The following is a 13,129-nucleotide window of genomic DNA, read 5'->3' on the forward strand; positions in this document are numbered from 1 at the left end:
CCGCCGGAAGAACCGGAGAGGGGCGGCCGGGGGCCCGTCACGTCGGGGCGTCCGGCGCGTCAGGCCGCGGCGGGCACCCGCTCGGGCTGCGCGTCGCGCGGCTCGTCGTCGTCCACCGCGAGGGCGGATCCGTGGGCCGTGGCGTAGGCGTCACGGTCGAGCAGGTTCTCGCGGGCCGAGACCAGGACCGGGATCAGCGCCTGTCCGGCGACGTTGGTCGCGGTGCGGATCATGTCCAGGATCGGGTCGATCGCGAGGAGCAGGCCCACGCCCTCCATCGGCAGGCCGAGGGTGGACAGGGTCAAGGTCAGCATGACCGTCGCACCGGTCAAGCCGGCCGTGGCGGCGGAGCCGACCACCGAGACGAACGCGATCAGCAGGTAGTCGCCGATGCCCAGCTGGATGTCGAAGATCTGGGCGACGAAGATCGCGGCGATGGCCGGGTAGATCGCGGCGCAGCCGTCCATCTTGGTCGTGGCGCCGAACGGCACCGCGAAGGACGCGTACTCCTTCGGCACGCCGAGCCGCTCGGTGACCTTCTGCGTCAGCGGCATGGTGCCCACGGACGAGCGGGAGACGAAGGCCAGCTGGATGGCGGGCCAGGCGCCCTTGAAGAACTGGACCGGGTTGACCTTGGCGACGACCGCGAGGAGCGTCGGGTAGACGCCGAACATCACGATGAGGCAGCCGACGTAGATGTCGGCCGTGAAGGTCGCGTACTTGCCGATCAGGTTCCAGCCGTAGGTGGCGATGGCGTAGCCGATCAGGCCGATGGTGCCGATCGGGGCGAGCCGGATGACCCACCACAGCGCCTTCTGCAGCAGGCTGAGCACGGACTCGCTCAGGGTGAGGATCGGCTGGGCCTTCTCGCCGAGCTTCAGGGCGGCGATACCGGCGACGGCGGCCATGAAGACGATCTGCAGGACGTTCAGCTCGGTGAACGGCGTGATGACGTCCGTCGGCACGATGCCGGTGAGGAAGTCGATCCAGGAGCCGGTGGTCTCGGGCTTCCCGCCGTCCTTGGGCGTGAGGCCGGTACCGGAGCCGGGGTTGGTCACCAGGCCGATGACGAGGCCGATGCTCACCGCGATCAGCGACGTGATCATGAACCACAGGAGGGTGCGCGAGGCCAGGCGGGCCGCGTTGTTGACCTTCCGCAGGTTGGTGATCGACACCAGGATCGCGAAGAAGACGAGCGGGGCGACGGCCAGCTTCAGCAGGCCGATGAAGGTGTCGCCGACCTTCTCCAGGGTCGTGACCAGCCAGGACAGGTCCTGGCTGCGGGCGAGCCAGCCGAGCAGCACGCCCAGGACGAGACCGGCGAGTATCTGGGCCCAGAAAGGCACCTTGAAGGACTTCGTGTGTGAGGACACGCGACTGACTCCGTTGGGGGGACGCGTAACGGCGGGGGGAACTGACGTGGGAGACGACGGGGGTTGCGTTACGTCAGGGACGACAGAAAGCGGACGCGCACCGACAGAGATCCACGTGCAGCCGCGCCACGAGCGGAGCGCTCAGGGGCGAATGAGGCACGACTGCTGACTTCATACACAGACCTTAACACCTGAGCTTTGAGGACCCCAAAGCCTGGCTTTGACAGGTGACGGGACACACACACCCATACAAAGGCAAAGCGCCCCGTGTCCGCGCATGTGCGGAAACGGGGCGCTGTTCGCCTGCGGAGGGGACCTTACGAGGTCTGCCCCTGGGCCCGGGCGGCGTCGTCGGCGACGTCCTCCTGGTTGCGGTTGGCGTCCAGGCCGGCCTTCATCCGGTCGACCCGCTGGGCGACCTGGATGGAGGCTCGGTCGCGCTCCTTGCGCAGCACGACGAAGCTGATCGGTGCGGAGATCAGCAGGGCGAGCAGGACGACCCACAGGCCGTTGCTGTCACCGAGGCCGCGCGGGGCGAGACCCGAGTAGACGGCGCCCCAGACGACCACGAGGCAGCCCACGAAGACACCGAGGCGCATCAGCGTGTAGCGGAGCATCTCAATCCACTCTTCCGTTTCGAACGGCCGGAACGAACACACCCAAAGGGGCACCGTCCAGTGAAGCACGCCGGACGGCCGATCTTGCAGGGGGGTCAGTGCAGCGGGAGGAGCATGATCACGTCGTCGCGGTCGTCGCCCGGCGCGACCCGGATGGCGCCCGGGATGCGGCCGACCTCCTTGTAGCCGCACGAGGCGTAGAACCGCTCCAGGCCGAGCCCGCCCCGGCAGGTCAGCCGGATCGCCTCGATCCCGTCGATCCCGCGGGCGGCTTCGGCGGCGGCGGCCAGCAGATCACGGCCGTAGCCCTTGCCCTGGTGACGCGGGTGCACCATCACCGTGTACAGCCACAGCCAGTGCGTCATCAGATGGTGCGTGTTGAGGGTGAGGAACGCGGTGGCCGCGACCCGCCCCTCCTCGTCGTGTCCGACGAGCAGCCGGATCCGCCCCTCGGCCATGGACGCGAAGTGCGTGACCAGCTGCGGCCGGATGTCCTCGCGCGTCACCGGGGGCACGAAGCCGACGGCTCCGCCTGCGTTGGAGACGTCGGTCCACAGGTCGAGGATGCCGTCGCGGAGCTCCGGGGTGACGGCCGGGTCCAGCGTGAAGGTAAGGGGCATGCGGGGATTGTAGCTATTACGAAAGGGCCCGTGCGGCCACTTTCAGATCCGACACCATCCCCTGGTAGGCCGCCTCCCGGTCGTCGGACCGCAGCACCGCCGACGGGTGCACGGTCGGCACCAGCCGCTCGGGCCGCCCGTGGATCTCCTCCTCCAGCACGGTCCCGCGTACCTGCGTGACCCGGAACGAGGACCCGAGCAGCGCCTTCCCGGCGGTGGCCCCCAGCACGACGATCAGCTCCGGCTCCACGACGGCCAGCTCGGCGGCGAGCCAGGGCCCGCACGCGCTCATCTCGCGCAGGTTCGGCGCCTTGTGGATCCGGCGCTTGCGCGGCTCGGCCTGGGTGAACTTGAAGTGCTTCACGGCGTTGGTGACGTAGGCCTCGCCCGGGTCGATGCCGGCGTCCGCCAGGGCCCGGTCGAGCAGCTTGCCCGCGGGCCCGACGAACGGCTTCCCCTGCCGGTCCTCCTGATCCCCGGGCTGCTCCCCCACGAGCATCACCCGGGCGTCGGCGCTCCCGGCCCCGAAGACGACCTGAGTGGCGTCCCGGTGCAACGGACACCCCCGGCACCCGGCAGCGGCCTTCCGCAGAGCGGGAAGACCGCCGCGTCCGGGAACGAACGGCTCAGCGGTATAGGCGTCTTCCGGCGCCCCGGTGGCAACCATGCCGGCCGGGTACCCACCTCAGGGGCGCGGGGAACTGCGCGAGCAACCCCCTCGCGCTGGAAAGCCGCACTCACACCCGCATGGCCTGCGGGGCATCGCGAATCGAGGGGTCGGGCCCCTCGTGCTCCCGGATGATCTCGTACCGCGTGTTCCGCTCCACCGGCCGGAACCCGGCGTCACGGATGAGATCCAGCAGATCCTCACGCGTCAGCTTGTTCGGCGTGCCGAAGTTGTCCGCGTCGTGCGTGATCTTGTACTCGACGACCGACCCGTCCATGTCGTCCGCACCGTGCTGCAACGCCAGCTGCGCGGTCTGCACCCCGTGCATCACCCAGAAGACCTTCACGTGCGGCACGTTGTCGAACAGCAGCCGCGACACCGCGAAGGTCTTCAGCGCCTCCGCCCCCGTCGCCATCTGCGTCCGGGCCTGGAGCCGGTTGCGGACCTTGCCGTCCTTCATGTCGACGAAGTCGTGCTGGTAGCGCAGCGGGATGAAGACCTGGAAGCCGCCGGTCTCGTCCTGCAGCTCGCGCAGCCGCAGCACGTGGTCCACCCGGTGCCGCGGCTCCTCGATGTGCCCGTACAGCATGGTGCACGGGGTCTTCAGACCCTTCTCGTGCGCCAGCCGGTGGATCCGGGACCAGTCCTCCCAGTGCGTGCGGTGGTCGACGATGTGCTGCCGTACCTCCCAGTCGAAGATCTCCGCGCCACCGCCGGTCAGCGACTCCAGACCCGCGTCGATCAGCTCGTCCAGGATCTCGGACGCGCTCATCCCGGAGATCGTCTCGAAGTGGTGGATCTCGGTGGCCGTGAAGGCCTTCAGCGACACGTTCGGCAGCGCGGCCTTCAGCTCCCGCAGGGACCGCGGGTAGTACCGCCACGGCAGGTTCGGGTGCAGCCCGTTGACGATGTGCAGCTCGGTGAGGTTCTCCGACTCCATCGCCTTGGCGAGCTTGACGGCCTCCTCGATGCGCATCGTGTACGCGTCCTTCTCCCCCGGCTTGCGCTGGAAGGAGCAGTACGCGCAGGAGGCCGTGCACACGTTCGTCATGTTGAGGTGACGGTTGACGTTGAAGTGCACGACGTCGCCGTTCTTGCGCGTGCGCACCTCGTGCGCCAGGCCGCCGAGCCAGGCCAGGTCGTCCGACTCGTACAGCGCGATGCCGTCCTCACGGGTCAGGCGCTCACCGGCCCTGACCTTCTCCTCCAGCTCGCGCTTGAGCCCGAGATCCATGCCCACACCTTTCTACGGAAACGTCCCCAACCGTACGCCCCCACCCTTCGGGCGGGAGGTGCCCCCATACGGCCCTCCGGGCCTAGACCTCTTCGGGCAGTTCCCCGACCCGGTTCTCCCACTTCGTGGAGAGCACGATGGTGGTACGGGTCCGGGAGACGCCCTTGGTCCCGCTGAGCCGCCGGATGATCTTCTCCAGGCCGTCCACGTCCGCCGCCCGCACCTTGAGCATGTACGAGTCGTCGCCCGCGATGAACCAGCAGTCCTCGATCTCCGAGAGGTCCCGCAGCCGCTGTGCCACGTCCTCGTGGTCCGTGGCGTCGGACAGGGAGATGCCGATGAGGGCGGTGACGCCGAGGCCGAGCGAGGCCGCGTCGACGGTGGCCCGGTAGCCGGTGATGACGCCGGCCGCCTCCAGCCGGTTGATGCGGTCGGTGACGCTGGGTCCCGACAGGCCGACGAGGCGTCCCAGCTCCGCGTAGGAGGCCCGGCCGTTCTCCCTCAGGGCCTGGATGAGCTGCCTGTCCACCGCGTCCATTGCGATCGAAGCCTTCCGCTGAAGTTGTCTGTGGTCCGATGAGTTCCGTGTGCGCGCTCAGCCGGCGCGGTGTGCTCCGCCGCCGAGCTCACCTTGCCAACGGCGGTAGAGCGTGTGCGGCACGCCCGCCGCGTCGAGTACGCGTCCGGCGACGAAGTCCACCAGGTCCTGGATGTGCGTCGCGCCCGCGTAGAAGGCGGGTGAGGCGGGCACCACGGTCGCGCCCGCGTCGTCGAGGGTGACCAGGTGCCGCAGGGTCTGGCCGTTCAGCGGGGTCTCCCGCACGGCCACGATCAGCTTGCGTCCCTCCTTGAGGGTCACGCTCGCCGCCCGCTGCAGCAGGTCCTTCGACAGCCCGAGCGCGACACCGGCCACGCTCGCCGTCGAGGCGGGCACGATGATCATGCCCTGGGTGGGGTACGACCCCGAGGAGGGTCCGGCGGCCAGGTCGCCGGCGCTCCAGTGCCGTACGGCGTCGAGGTCGACGGAGAAGGTGTCCGGCTTGCCGTCGGCGCCCCGGGCGAGCCATTCGCGCAGGTCGTCACGCCAGTGGGCGTCCCGGAACGAGATGCCCGTCTCGTCGAGGAGGGTGAGCCGGGAGGCCCGGGACACCACGAGGTCGACGCTCTCGCCGGCGGCGAGCAGGGCCCGCAGCACGGCGGCGGCATACGGGGTGCCGGAGGCGCCGGACACCCCTACGATCCAAGGCGTACGCGGCGTCTCGCCTGGCTTGACTGGGTTCACATCTCCGAGCCTATCCGGCCTCGCAGGGTGGGAACCGGCCCAGGGGTGCGGGGCGTTGCACGGAGGGGACGAGCGAGCACTGGGGGTCGCCATGCCGGGTCCGCGAGAAGCGTGGTCGACGGCGGACCGGGCGCCGGCCGCGGGCAAGCTGATGCTGGCCTGGGTCGCGCTGCTGTGGCTGCTGGAAGCGGTCGACGTGGCGACGGGTCACGCGCTGGACGGCTTCGGCATCACCCCGCGCGACCCGTCCGAGCTGATCGACGTCGTCCCCGCTGCCTTCGTCCACTTCGGCTTCGCGCACCTGGTGTCCAACACGCTGCCGCTGCTGGTCCTCGGCTTCCTGGCGGCCCTGTCGGGTCTGCGGCGCTTCCTGCTCGTCTGCGCGCTGATCATCCTCGTCGACGGCCTGGGCGTCTGGCTCATATCCCCGGCGCACACGAACACGGCCGGCGCGTCGGGCCTGGTCTTCGGCCTCTTCGGCTTCCTCCTGGTCACCGGCTTCGTGGAGCGCCGCCCCTGGGGCATCCTGGCGGGCGTCCTGATCGCCGCGATCTGGGGCGGCTCGATCCTGTCGGGCCTGGCCCCCACCCAGACGGGCATCAGCTGGCAGGGCCACCTCCTGGGCCTCCTGGCGGGGGTGGCAGCGGCGTTCGCCTTCCGCCGCCGGGCCGCGAGTCGAACCCTCACCTGGGAGGAACGCTTCTAGTCGCGGTCGCGCGCCTTGCGGTCGACCGGCAGGTGGGTGGTGGGGATGATCAGCTTGCCGAGCGGGGAGTCGAGGGTCAGTTCGTGACCGTACGGAAGGGTGTCCCGCCCGCGGTAGCCGTCGGGGCCGGGTTCCACATGGTCACGAGATGCCCTTGGAGCGGGTCGAGGACCAGGTAGTTGGCGATGCCGCGGGAGGCATACCAGCGAGGCTTCACCTCGTAGTCGCGGCGAACGCTCTCCGGTGACACCACTTCGGCCACGAGCTCGATCAAGTCGGCCGGGTAAGCGCTGTGGTTCTCGTCTTCCGCCTCCGCCGGGATGACGGCGAGGTCGGGGCAGAACTCGTTGGCGTCGTCGAACGGAAAGGCGACGTCGCTCACCAGGGCCCACTCGGGAGGCAACTGTCCCTCGACAATGTTCCACAGCCTCTGGATGGTCTTCCCGTGGAACGGCCTGACCGGGTTCATCACGATGCTGCCCTCGACAATCTCCGTCAGATAGCCGGGGAACAGGTCCTCCAGCTTGCTGAGCTGCGAGTGCAGGCGGTCGATGTCCGAGACGGTCATGGCGGCCTCCTTGGGATCCTGCACCCGATGGTAGGCCGCACCGTAATCACACGGTCAGACCCCGCACGAGGAGATCCAGCAGGGCGCACACGAACAGGGCGATGCCGATGAAGCCGTTGACGCTGAAGAAGGCCCTGTTCACGCGGGAGAGGTCGTGGGGGCGGACGATGGAGTGCTCGTAGAGGAACGCCGCCGCGACGATCAGCAGGCCCAGCCAGAAGAAGGCGCCCGCGTCCGTGGCCAGGGCGTACCAGACGAACAGGGCCGTCGTCAGGGCGTGGCAGACCCGCGCGCCCCAGATCGCCGCCGGGATGCCGAAGCGGGCCGGGACGGACCTGACGCCGATCTCGCGGTCGGTCTCCACGTCCTGGCAGGCGTAGATCAGGTCGAAGCCGCCGATCCAGATGCCCACGGCGAGCCCCAGGATGACCGCGTCCCAGGACCAGGAGCCGGTGATCGCCAGCCAGCCGCCGATCGGGCCCATCGCCTGGGCGAGGCCGAGGATGGCCTGCGGGAAGTTCGTGAACCGCTTGCCGTAGGGGTAGACCACCATCGGGATCACGGCGATGGGCGCCAGGGCCAGGCACAGCGGGTTCAGCAGGGCCGCCGCGCCCAGGAAGACCGCCAGGGCGATCAGCGCGCCCGTCCAGGCGTGCTTCACCGACATCGCGCCGGTCACCAGCTCGCGCTGCGCCGTGCGCGGGTTCCGCGCGTCGATCTCCCGGTCGATGATCCGGTTGACCGCCATGGCGAACGTGCGCAGGCCGACCATGCAGACGGTGACGAGCAGCAGCCGCCCCCAGTGGATGTTCCTGTCCCACTGGTACATCGCCGTGAGCGCGGCGATGTACGCGAAGGGCAGCGCGAAGACCGAGTGCTCGATCATCACCAGCCGCAGGAACGCCTTGGTGCGTCCCGGCTGCGGGATCGCGGCGGAAGCGGAGGTCACAGCCCGTACTCCTTCCAGCGGCGGTCCACCTTCGCCGCCGTCTCCGGGTCCGACTCGACCATGTCGGGCCAGCCGCCGTCGCGCGTGTAGCCCTCCTCGGGCCACTTCTTCGTCGCGTCGATCCCGGCCTTGCCGCCCCAGAACTGCTGGTAGGAGGCGTGGTCCAGATGGTCGACGGGGCCTTCGACGATGCTCAGGTCCCGGGCGTAGTCCGTGTTGCCCAGCGCCCGCCAGGCCACCTCGTGCAGGTCGTGCACGTCGCAGTCGGAGTCCACGACCACGATCAGCTTGGTCAGCGACATCATGTGCGCGCCCCAGATGGCGTGCATGACCTTCTGCGCGTGCTTGGGGTACTTCTTGTCGATCGAGACGATCGCGCAGTTGTGGAAGCCGCCCGCCTCCGGCAGGTGGTAGTCCACGATGTCCGGCACGATGATCTTCAGCAGCGGCAGGAAGAAGCGTTCCGTCGCCCGGCCCAGCGGCCCGTCCTCCGTCGGGGGCCGCCCCACGACGATCGACTGGAGCAGCGGCCGCTTCCGCATCGTGATGCAGTCGATCTTCAGCGCGGGGAAGGGCTCCTGCGGCGTGTAGAAGCCCGTGTGGTCGCCGAACGGCCCCTCGGGGAGCATCTCGCCCGGCTCCAGCCAGCCCTCGATCACGACCTCCGCCTGCGCCGGCACCTGCAGCGGAACGGTCTTGCAGTCGACCATCTCGATCCGCTTGCCCGCGAGGAACCCGGCGAACAGGTACTCGTCGATGTCCCCCGGCAGCGGTGCGGTGGAGGCGTACGTCACGGCGGGCGGGCACCCGAAGGCGATGGCGACCGGCAGCCGCTCACCGCGCCGGGCGGCCACCTGGTAGTGGTTCCGGCTGTCCTTGTGGATCTGCCAGTGCATGCCGATGGTGCGCTTGTCGTGCCGCTGGAGCCGGTAGAGCCCCAGGTTGCGCACGCCGCTCTCCGGGTCCTTGGTGTGGGTGAGCCCGAGGTTGAAGAACGACCCGCCGTCCTTCGGCCAGGTGAACAGCGCCGGCAGCCGCTCCAGGTCCACGTCGTCCCCGGTCAGCACGACCTCCTGCACGGGGCCGTCCTTCACCTTCTTCGGCGGCACGTGCGTCATCGCGCCGAGCTTGCCGAAGGCCTCCCGCACGCCGACGAACCCGTGCGGCAGCTCGGGCTTCAGCAGCCCGCCGATCCGCTCGGAGATCTCCGCGTACGACTTCAGGCCCAGGGCCTTCAGCAGCCGGCGGTCCGTGCCGAACACGTTCATCGCGAGCGGCATGCTCGACCCGCGCACGTTCTCGAAGAGCAGCGCCGGGCCGCCGGACTTCTGCACCCGGTCGACGATCTCCCCGACCTCCAGGTACGGGTCCACCTCGGCCTTGATGCGCTTGAGGTCGCCCTCGCGCTCCAGCGCCCTGAGCAGGGAGCGAAGATCGTCGTAAGCCATGGGGTCCAGTATCCCCGAGCGGCTACGCTGGCCTGGAACCACCCACCGCTTTGCTGAGAGGCCGCGCATGCTCCGGGTACTGATGTTCCTCGTGCCGCTGGCGCTGAGCGTGTACGCGTTCATCGACTGCATCAGCACCAAGGACGACGACATCCGTCACATGCCCAAGCCGCTGTGGGCGATCCTCGTGCTGCTGTTCCCGCTCGTCGGCTCGATCTCCTGGCTGATCGCCGGCAAGAAGCGCAGCCCGGCCGCCGAGGGCTGGTCCGGCGTCCGCGGCGGCCGCTCCCGGCAGCAGTGGGTGGCGCCGGACGACAACCCCGACTTCCTGAAGTCCCTCGACGACGACAAGAAGAAGGACGACGACCCCCGGCGCGACGAGTCCTGACCGGGCCTGTGAGAAACGGGTTGCCCTCCTGGCACGCGTGGTCGTCAATGGTGTTCCCACAGTGACCGCGGTCACTTCGTGCTCACCGGCCTTCAGGGGGACACCATGGAAACGCAGCAGCCACCGGGGCAGTGGGACGTCCCACCCCCGCCCGCGACTCCGCCCCGCACCCTGACCGACGTCGAACTCCGGGTCCACAAGCGCCTGTTATGGGTCGGCGGAGCGGCCTACCCGCTGCGGAACATCGCCCGGGTCTACACCTTCACGCTCCACCCCAAGCGCAAGGAAGCGGTCTTCCGCTTCCTGACCCGCGCCGGGATCACCCTCGCCGTCGCGATCGGCCTGTCGATCATCGGTGGCCTGACCTACCTCGCCGACGAGTCAGCGGCCGGCGGTCTGCTGGTCTTCGTCTGGATCTGCTCGATCGCGGCGCTGATCTACTTCTTCGTCGAGATGCTCTCCGTCGTGACGGCCCAGTCGCACTACGTCCTCGCCGTCGAGACGGCCGGCCCGTCCACCGCGATGGTCACCAGCCGGGACCCCCAGCACCTCGACCGGCTGGTGGGCTACGTCGCGGGCGCGCTGGAGAACCCCGACACCGAGTTCCAGGTGACGGTGGAGCGCCTCACGATCAACTCGCCGTCGAACTACCACTTCGGCGACAACGTCAACATGTACGGCGGCAACGGGAACGTGGGGATCGCGGCATGAGCGGCAACAACTACTACTACGGCGACAACGTCAACATGCACGGCGGCAGCGGCAACACGGGCATCGTGAAGCACGGCACGACCGGCGAGCCGGACCCCGCGCTGCGGCTGGCCCTGGCCGAACTGCTCCAGGGCGTGCGCGAGTTGCGCGAGCAGCTGCCGCAGCCCAGCGTGCAGCTCATCGACGAGTCCCTGCCGGTGCTGGCCGCGGACGCGGCGCCGCCGCAGGAGCGGCACCGGGCGCTGATGGCCGTCGCCGCGATCGCCGCGGCCGTGGGAGCCGTGGGGCAACCGGTCGCGGAGGCCGCGAACCGGATCCTGCAGATGCTGAGCGGGCAGTAGGTCAGCGCACGGCGGACAGAAACGCGGACCAGGCGGACCGGCCCACGACCAGGACCGGCCCGTCAGGGTTCTTGCTGTCGCGGACGGGGACGGTTTCGTCGTAACCGGGGGCTATTTCGATGCAGTTGCCGCCGTTGGCGTCGCTGTAGCTGCTCTTGACCCAGGTGAGCTCGGTCCGGTCCATGATGCGCGTACCTCTCCATCGTCTCGCGGATCAGAGCGGCGGACTCGGGAGCTGACAGGGCGTCCGCCCTGAGCACATCATAGGTGTGGCTGTGCCTCGCGAAGAGGGTCGGATCGTCGTTGAAGTGGCCGCGATCCAGCGATTCCGAATAGATCCAGTCGTGCCCGTCAGGCAGCTTGATGAGAGACATGGATCCGCTGGGACGGAACAAGCCGAGACGACCGGCCGGTGCGACCTGGACGCGGATGTTGGGTCGCTCGCCGACGCTGAGCAAGTGGGCGCACTGCTCCCGCATCACGGTCGCGCTGCCGATCATGTTGCGCAGGCAGCTCTCATCGAGGACGACGATGTAGAGCGGGCCTCCATCCGCCAAGAAGCGCTGCTGCCGACTCAGTCGGGCTCGCACTCGCTCCTCCACTTCCTCCCCGCTGACGAGCAAGGAGAACAACGCCCGGGCGTAGTCCGCCGTCTGCAACAAACCCGGCATGACGCGCTCCTGGTACTCCCGGAGAGCGATGGCCTCCTCATCCATCTCGGCCCGTCGCCGGAACCAGTCGGGATGCTCCACCTGCGGGTACCAGTCGATCTTCGCCCACAGCCGCGCCAACACCCCGCCCGTGACGAGGAGTTCGTCGCACGCCTTGGCGAAGGACTCCTGCGGCACCCTCGTACCGGCCTCCACACGGGCCACGTGCGAGCGGTCGCACGGGATCTGGCGTGCCAGACCCTCCTGCGTGAGCAGCGCGGCCTCGCGGAAGTGCCGCAGCACCTCTCCGAACACGGCGGCCGTACTCGCCCCCGACTCCGCTCCGCCATTGCGTCGGCCCACGGCAGCCCCCTCCGTGACAGTGCACCGGTGTCACACGCCAAGCATTGAAGCGAGCCATTCCCGTGCGCAACGCTCGGTACACCCAGAGTGACGGAGGTGCACGGAATGGAACCGGGAACGCTCGTTTACGACCCGCGGACGAACAGGGTCGGCGAGTACCAGGACAGGATCGGCCCGTACGTGATGCTGCGCCCGGTCGGCGGCGGCCGGGAGTGGCAGGCGGACGCGGCGCGGGTCCGGGAGGCGACCCCGGACGAACGGCTCAGCGCGGGCGTGCGCGCGGCCAACGACCGTTCCCGGGAAGGGCTGTCGGCTGATCCGAACCGGCCTCCGCTGCCGGTGCGGGGCTGCGCGGTGTGCGAGGAGCTGTCGGTCCGGCGGGACAGGGCGCGGGCGGCGTTCGACGCGAGCGCCGTGACGGACACGAACGTCCTGCTGCGCAAGCACCAGCGCGAGGAGCACGGCGGGGAGTCGGCGGGACGCCGCGTCTTCCGGTACGTGCCGTACACGATCGTGCAGGACGCGTCCGCGCTGCCCGAGTACCAGGCGTACTGCGTCTCGGGCGAGGACGTGGACTGCGGGGCGAGTTCGGGGCCCTGCCCCGCGCCCGGCGAGGTGGAGGAGTGGCAGCGCAGGCACACCCAGGAGACCCGGCACCTGCGCTACCGCCGCAGCTTCGCCGACTACGCGGTGCTGGAACGGCAGGGCGGCTGAGGACCCGGCCGGGTCTCAGGAACCTTCGGTCAGTTTCCGCAGCTCGGGCGGGAGGTCCTCGACGGACTCCGCGACGACGAGGCGGTGGGTCCCGGTGTCCTCGGCGACGGCGACCGCGACCGCGGGGTCCACGCCCCGCACGGCGTACGCGGTCGTCGCGACCGGGCCCTCCCCGTCGTCGCCGTCGCCGGGCGTGTCGTCGCAGGCCGGGCGGGTCGCGGGGCCGAGCGAGCGCCCCACGGGCACGGTGGTCTCCTCCCTGCCGAGGTAGGTGCGGCCGTCGTACTCGACGACGTAGGCGCAGGAGGGCGCGGGCTGCGCGCCGCCGTCCGTGGACGGGGGCGCGCAGCCCGCGCTCAGGGCGGCGGCGACGCCCGCCACCGCCGGGGCCCACGGGGCCCACGTCAGCCGGCCCGCCTTCATCGGTACGCCTTCATCGGTACGTCTCCTTCTGGAGCCCGGGCTCCGTGCGACGGTCACGTGACGAAGACGGGTGGG

General features: G+C 69.7%; 18 protein-coding genes and 1 pseudogene. 5 read left to right on the forward strand and 14 right to left on the reverse strand.

The window, feature by feature from the left end; genetic code table 11:
* Positions 1 to 59 precede the first annotated feature (59 nt).
* From ACIGAQ_RS19850 to ACIGAQ_RS19885, 8 genes are all read right to left on the reverse strand, one after another.
* Entirely contained in the window at positions 60 to 1,373 is a 1,314-nt protein-coding gene (locus ACIGAQ_RS19850) for a dicarboxylate/amino acid:cation symporter (protein ID WP_399784435.1), read from the reverse strand.
* 73 nt (positions 1,374 to 1,446) lie between these two features.
* The gene (locus ACIGAQ_RS19855; protein WP_311241034.1) at positions 1,447 to 1,548 is read right to left on the reverse strand and encodes a putative leader peptide; all 102 of its coding nucleotides are present in this window, start codon (positions 1,546 to 1,548) and stop codon (positions 1,447 to 1,449) included.
* Between the two features lie 142 nt (positions 1,549 to 1,690).
* On the reverse strand, positions 1,691 to 1,990 hold the full coding sequence (locus ACIGAQ_RS19860; RefSeq protein ID WP_311688050.1) for a DUF4229 domain-containing protein: 300 nt from the start codon (positions 1,988 to 1,990) through the stop codon (positions 1,691 to 1,693).
* A 95-nt stretch (positions 1,991 to 2,085) separates the two neighbouring features.
* Entirely contained in the window at positions 2,086 to 2,610 is a 525-nt protein-coding gene (locus ACIGAQ_RS19865) for a GNAT family N-acetyltransferase (protein ID WP_311688049.1), read from the reverse strand.
* 16 nt (positions 2,611 to 2,626) lie between these two features.
* Positions 2,627 to 3,277 carry a UdgX family uracil-DNA binding protein gene (locus ACIGAQ_RS19870; protein ID WP_399784440.1) on the reverse strand — a complete coding sequence of 217 codons (651 nt, stop codon included), beginning with the start codon at positions 3,275 to 3,277 and terminating at the stop codon, positions 2,627 to 2,629.
* Positions 3,278 to 3,347: 70 nt separating this feature from the next.
* Positions 3,348 to 4,511: an aminofutalosine synthase MqnE gene (mqnE, locus tag ACIGAQ_RS19875; protein WP_399784443.1), complete on the reverse strand. Its 1,164-nt coding sequence runs from the start codon at positions 4,509 to 4,511 to the stop codon at positions 3,348 to 3,350.
* 82 nt (positions 4,512 to 4,593) lie between these two features.
* A complete protein-coding gene (locus ACIGAQ_RS19880) occupies positions 4,594 to 5,049 on the reverse strand; it encodes an Lrp/AsnC family transcriptional regulator (protein WP_094056892.1) in 456 nt (151 codons plus the stop codon).
* Positions 5,050 to 5,106: 57 nt separating this feature from the next.
* A complete protein-coding gene (locus tag ACIGAQ_RS19885; RefSeq protein ID WP_399784446.1) occupies positions 5,107 to 5,793 on the reverse strand; it encodes a UbiX family flavin prenyltransferase in 687 nt (228 codons plus the stop codon).
* Between the two features lie 91 nt (positions 5,794 to 5,884).
* On the opposite strand from ACIGAQ_RS19885, the gene ACIGAQ_RS19890 reads away from it, so the two are divergent.
* The gene (locus tag ACIGAQ_RS19890) at positions 5,885 to 6,499 is read left to right on the forward strand and encodes a rhomboid family intramembrane serine protease (protein ID WP_399784449.1); all 615 of its coding nucleotides are present in this window, start codon (positions 5,885 to 5,887) and stop codon (positions 6,497 to 6,499) included.
* Here ACIGAQ_RS19890 and ACIGAQ_RS19895 read toward each other — a convergent pair.
* The 3 genes and pseudogenes from ACIGAQ_RS19895 to ACIGAQ_RS19905 form a co-directional block, all read right to left on the reverse strand.
* Positions 6,496 to 7,067, reverse strand: a pseudogene (locus ACIGAQ_RS19895) (Uma2 family endonuclease). The gene ACIGAQ_RS19890 and the pseudogene ACIGAQ_RS19895 overlap by 4 nt on opposite strands.
* Before the next feature lie 46 nt (positions 7,068 to 7,113).
* Entirely contained in the window at positions 7,114 to 8,016 is a 903-nt protein-coding gene (mqnP, locus tag ACIGAQ_RS19900; RefSeq protein ID WP_399784452.1) for a menaquinone biosynthesis prenyltransferase MqnP, read from the reverse strand.
* Complete coding sequence (locus ACIGAQ_RS19905) at positions 8,013 to 9,464, reverse strand: menaquinone biosynthesis decarboxylase (RefSeq protein ID WP_311688042.1); 1,452 nt, start codon at positions 9,462 to 9,464, stop codon at positions 8,013 to 8,015. Before ACIGAQ_RS19905 ends, mqnP begins: the two co-directional genes overlap by 4 nt.
* Before the next feature lie 67 nt (positions 9,465 to 9,531).
* Between ACIGAQ_RS19905 and ACIGAQ_RS19910 the strand changes: the two genes are divergently transcribed.
* The 3 genes from ACIGAQ_RS19910 to ACIGAQ_RS19920 all read left to right on the forward strand — a co-directional run bounded on the left by ACIGAQ_RS19910 (position 9,532) and on the right by ACIGAQ_RS19920 (position 10,904).
* A complete protein-coding gene (locus ACIGAQ_RS19910) occupies positions 9,532 to 9,852 on the forward strand; it encodes a PLD nuclease N-terminal domain-containing protein (protein ID WP_094056886.1) in 321 nt (106 codons plus the stop codon).
* A gap of 105 nt (positions 9,853 to 9,957) precedes the next feature.
* Positions 9,958 to 10,563 carry a DUF6232 family protein gene (locus tag ACIGAQ_RS19915; protein WP_311688041.1) on the forward strand — a complete coding sequence of 202 codons (606 nt, stop codon included), beginning with the start codon at positions 9,958 to 9,960 and terminating at the stop codon, positions 10,561 to 10,563.
* Entirely contained in the window at positions 10,560 to 10,904 is a 345-nt protein-coding gene (locus ACIGAQ_RS19920; RefSeq protein WP_362276654.1) for a hypothetical protein, read from the forward strand. The genes ACIGAQ_RS19915 and ACIGAQ_RS19920 overlap by 4 nt, the downstream gene beginning before the upstream one ends.
* A 1-nt stretch (position 10,905) precedes the next feature.
* Here the strand turns inward: ACIGAQ_RS19920 and ACIGAQ_RS19925 are convergent, their stop codons facing one another.
* Complete coding sequence (locus ACIGAQ_RS19925) at positions 10,906 to 11,019, reverse strand: DUF397 domain-containing protein (protein WP_311688065.1); 114 nt, start codon at positions 11,017 to 11,019, stop codon at positions 10,906 to 10,908.
* A complete protein-coding gene (locus ACIGAQ_RS19930; protein WP_399784458.1) occupies positions 10,967 to 11,917 on the reverse strand; it encodes a Scr1 family TA system antitoxin-like transcriptional regulator in 951 nt (316 codons plus the stop codon). Before ACIGAQ_RS19930 ends, ACIGAQ_RS19925 begins: the two co-directional genes overlap by 53 nt.
* 105 nt (positions 11,918 to 12,022) lie before the next feature.
* Between ACIGAQ_RS19930 and ACIGAQ_RS19935 the strand changes: the two genes are divergently transcribed.
* Positions 12,023 to 12,631 carry a hypothetical protein gene (locus tag ACIGAQ_RS19935; RefSeq protein WP_399784461.1) on the forward strand — a complete coding sequence of 203 codons (609 nt, stop codon included), beginning with the start codon at positions 12,023 to 12,025 and terminating at the stop codon, positions 12,629 to 12,631.
* A 15-nt stretch (positions 12,632 to 12,646) separates the two neighbouring features.
* On the opposite strand, the gene ACIGAQ_RS19940 is transcribed toward ACIGAQ_RS19935, so the two are convergent.
* Positions 12,647 to 13,054 (reverse strand): DUF6281 family protein, encoded by a 408-nt coding sequence (locus ACIGAQ_RS19940; protein ID WP_399784464.1) that lies wholly within the window; start codon positions 13,052 to 13,054, stop codon positions 12,647 to 12,649.
* Between the last annotated feature and the right edge of the window lie 75 nt (positions 13,055 to 13,129).

The sequence above is a fragment of the Streptomyces sp. NPDC085932 genome (genome assembly GCF_044540525.1).
GTDB lineage: Bacteria > Actinomycetota > Actinomycetes > Streptomycetales > Streptomycetaceae > Streptomyces > Streptomyces levis.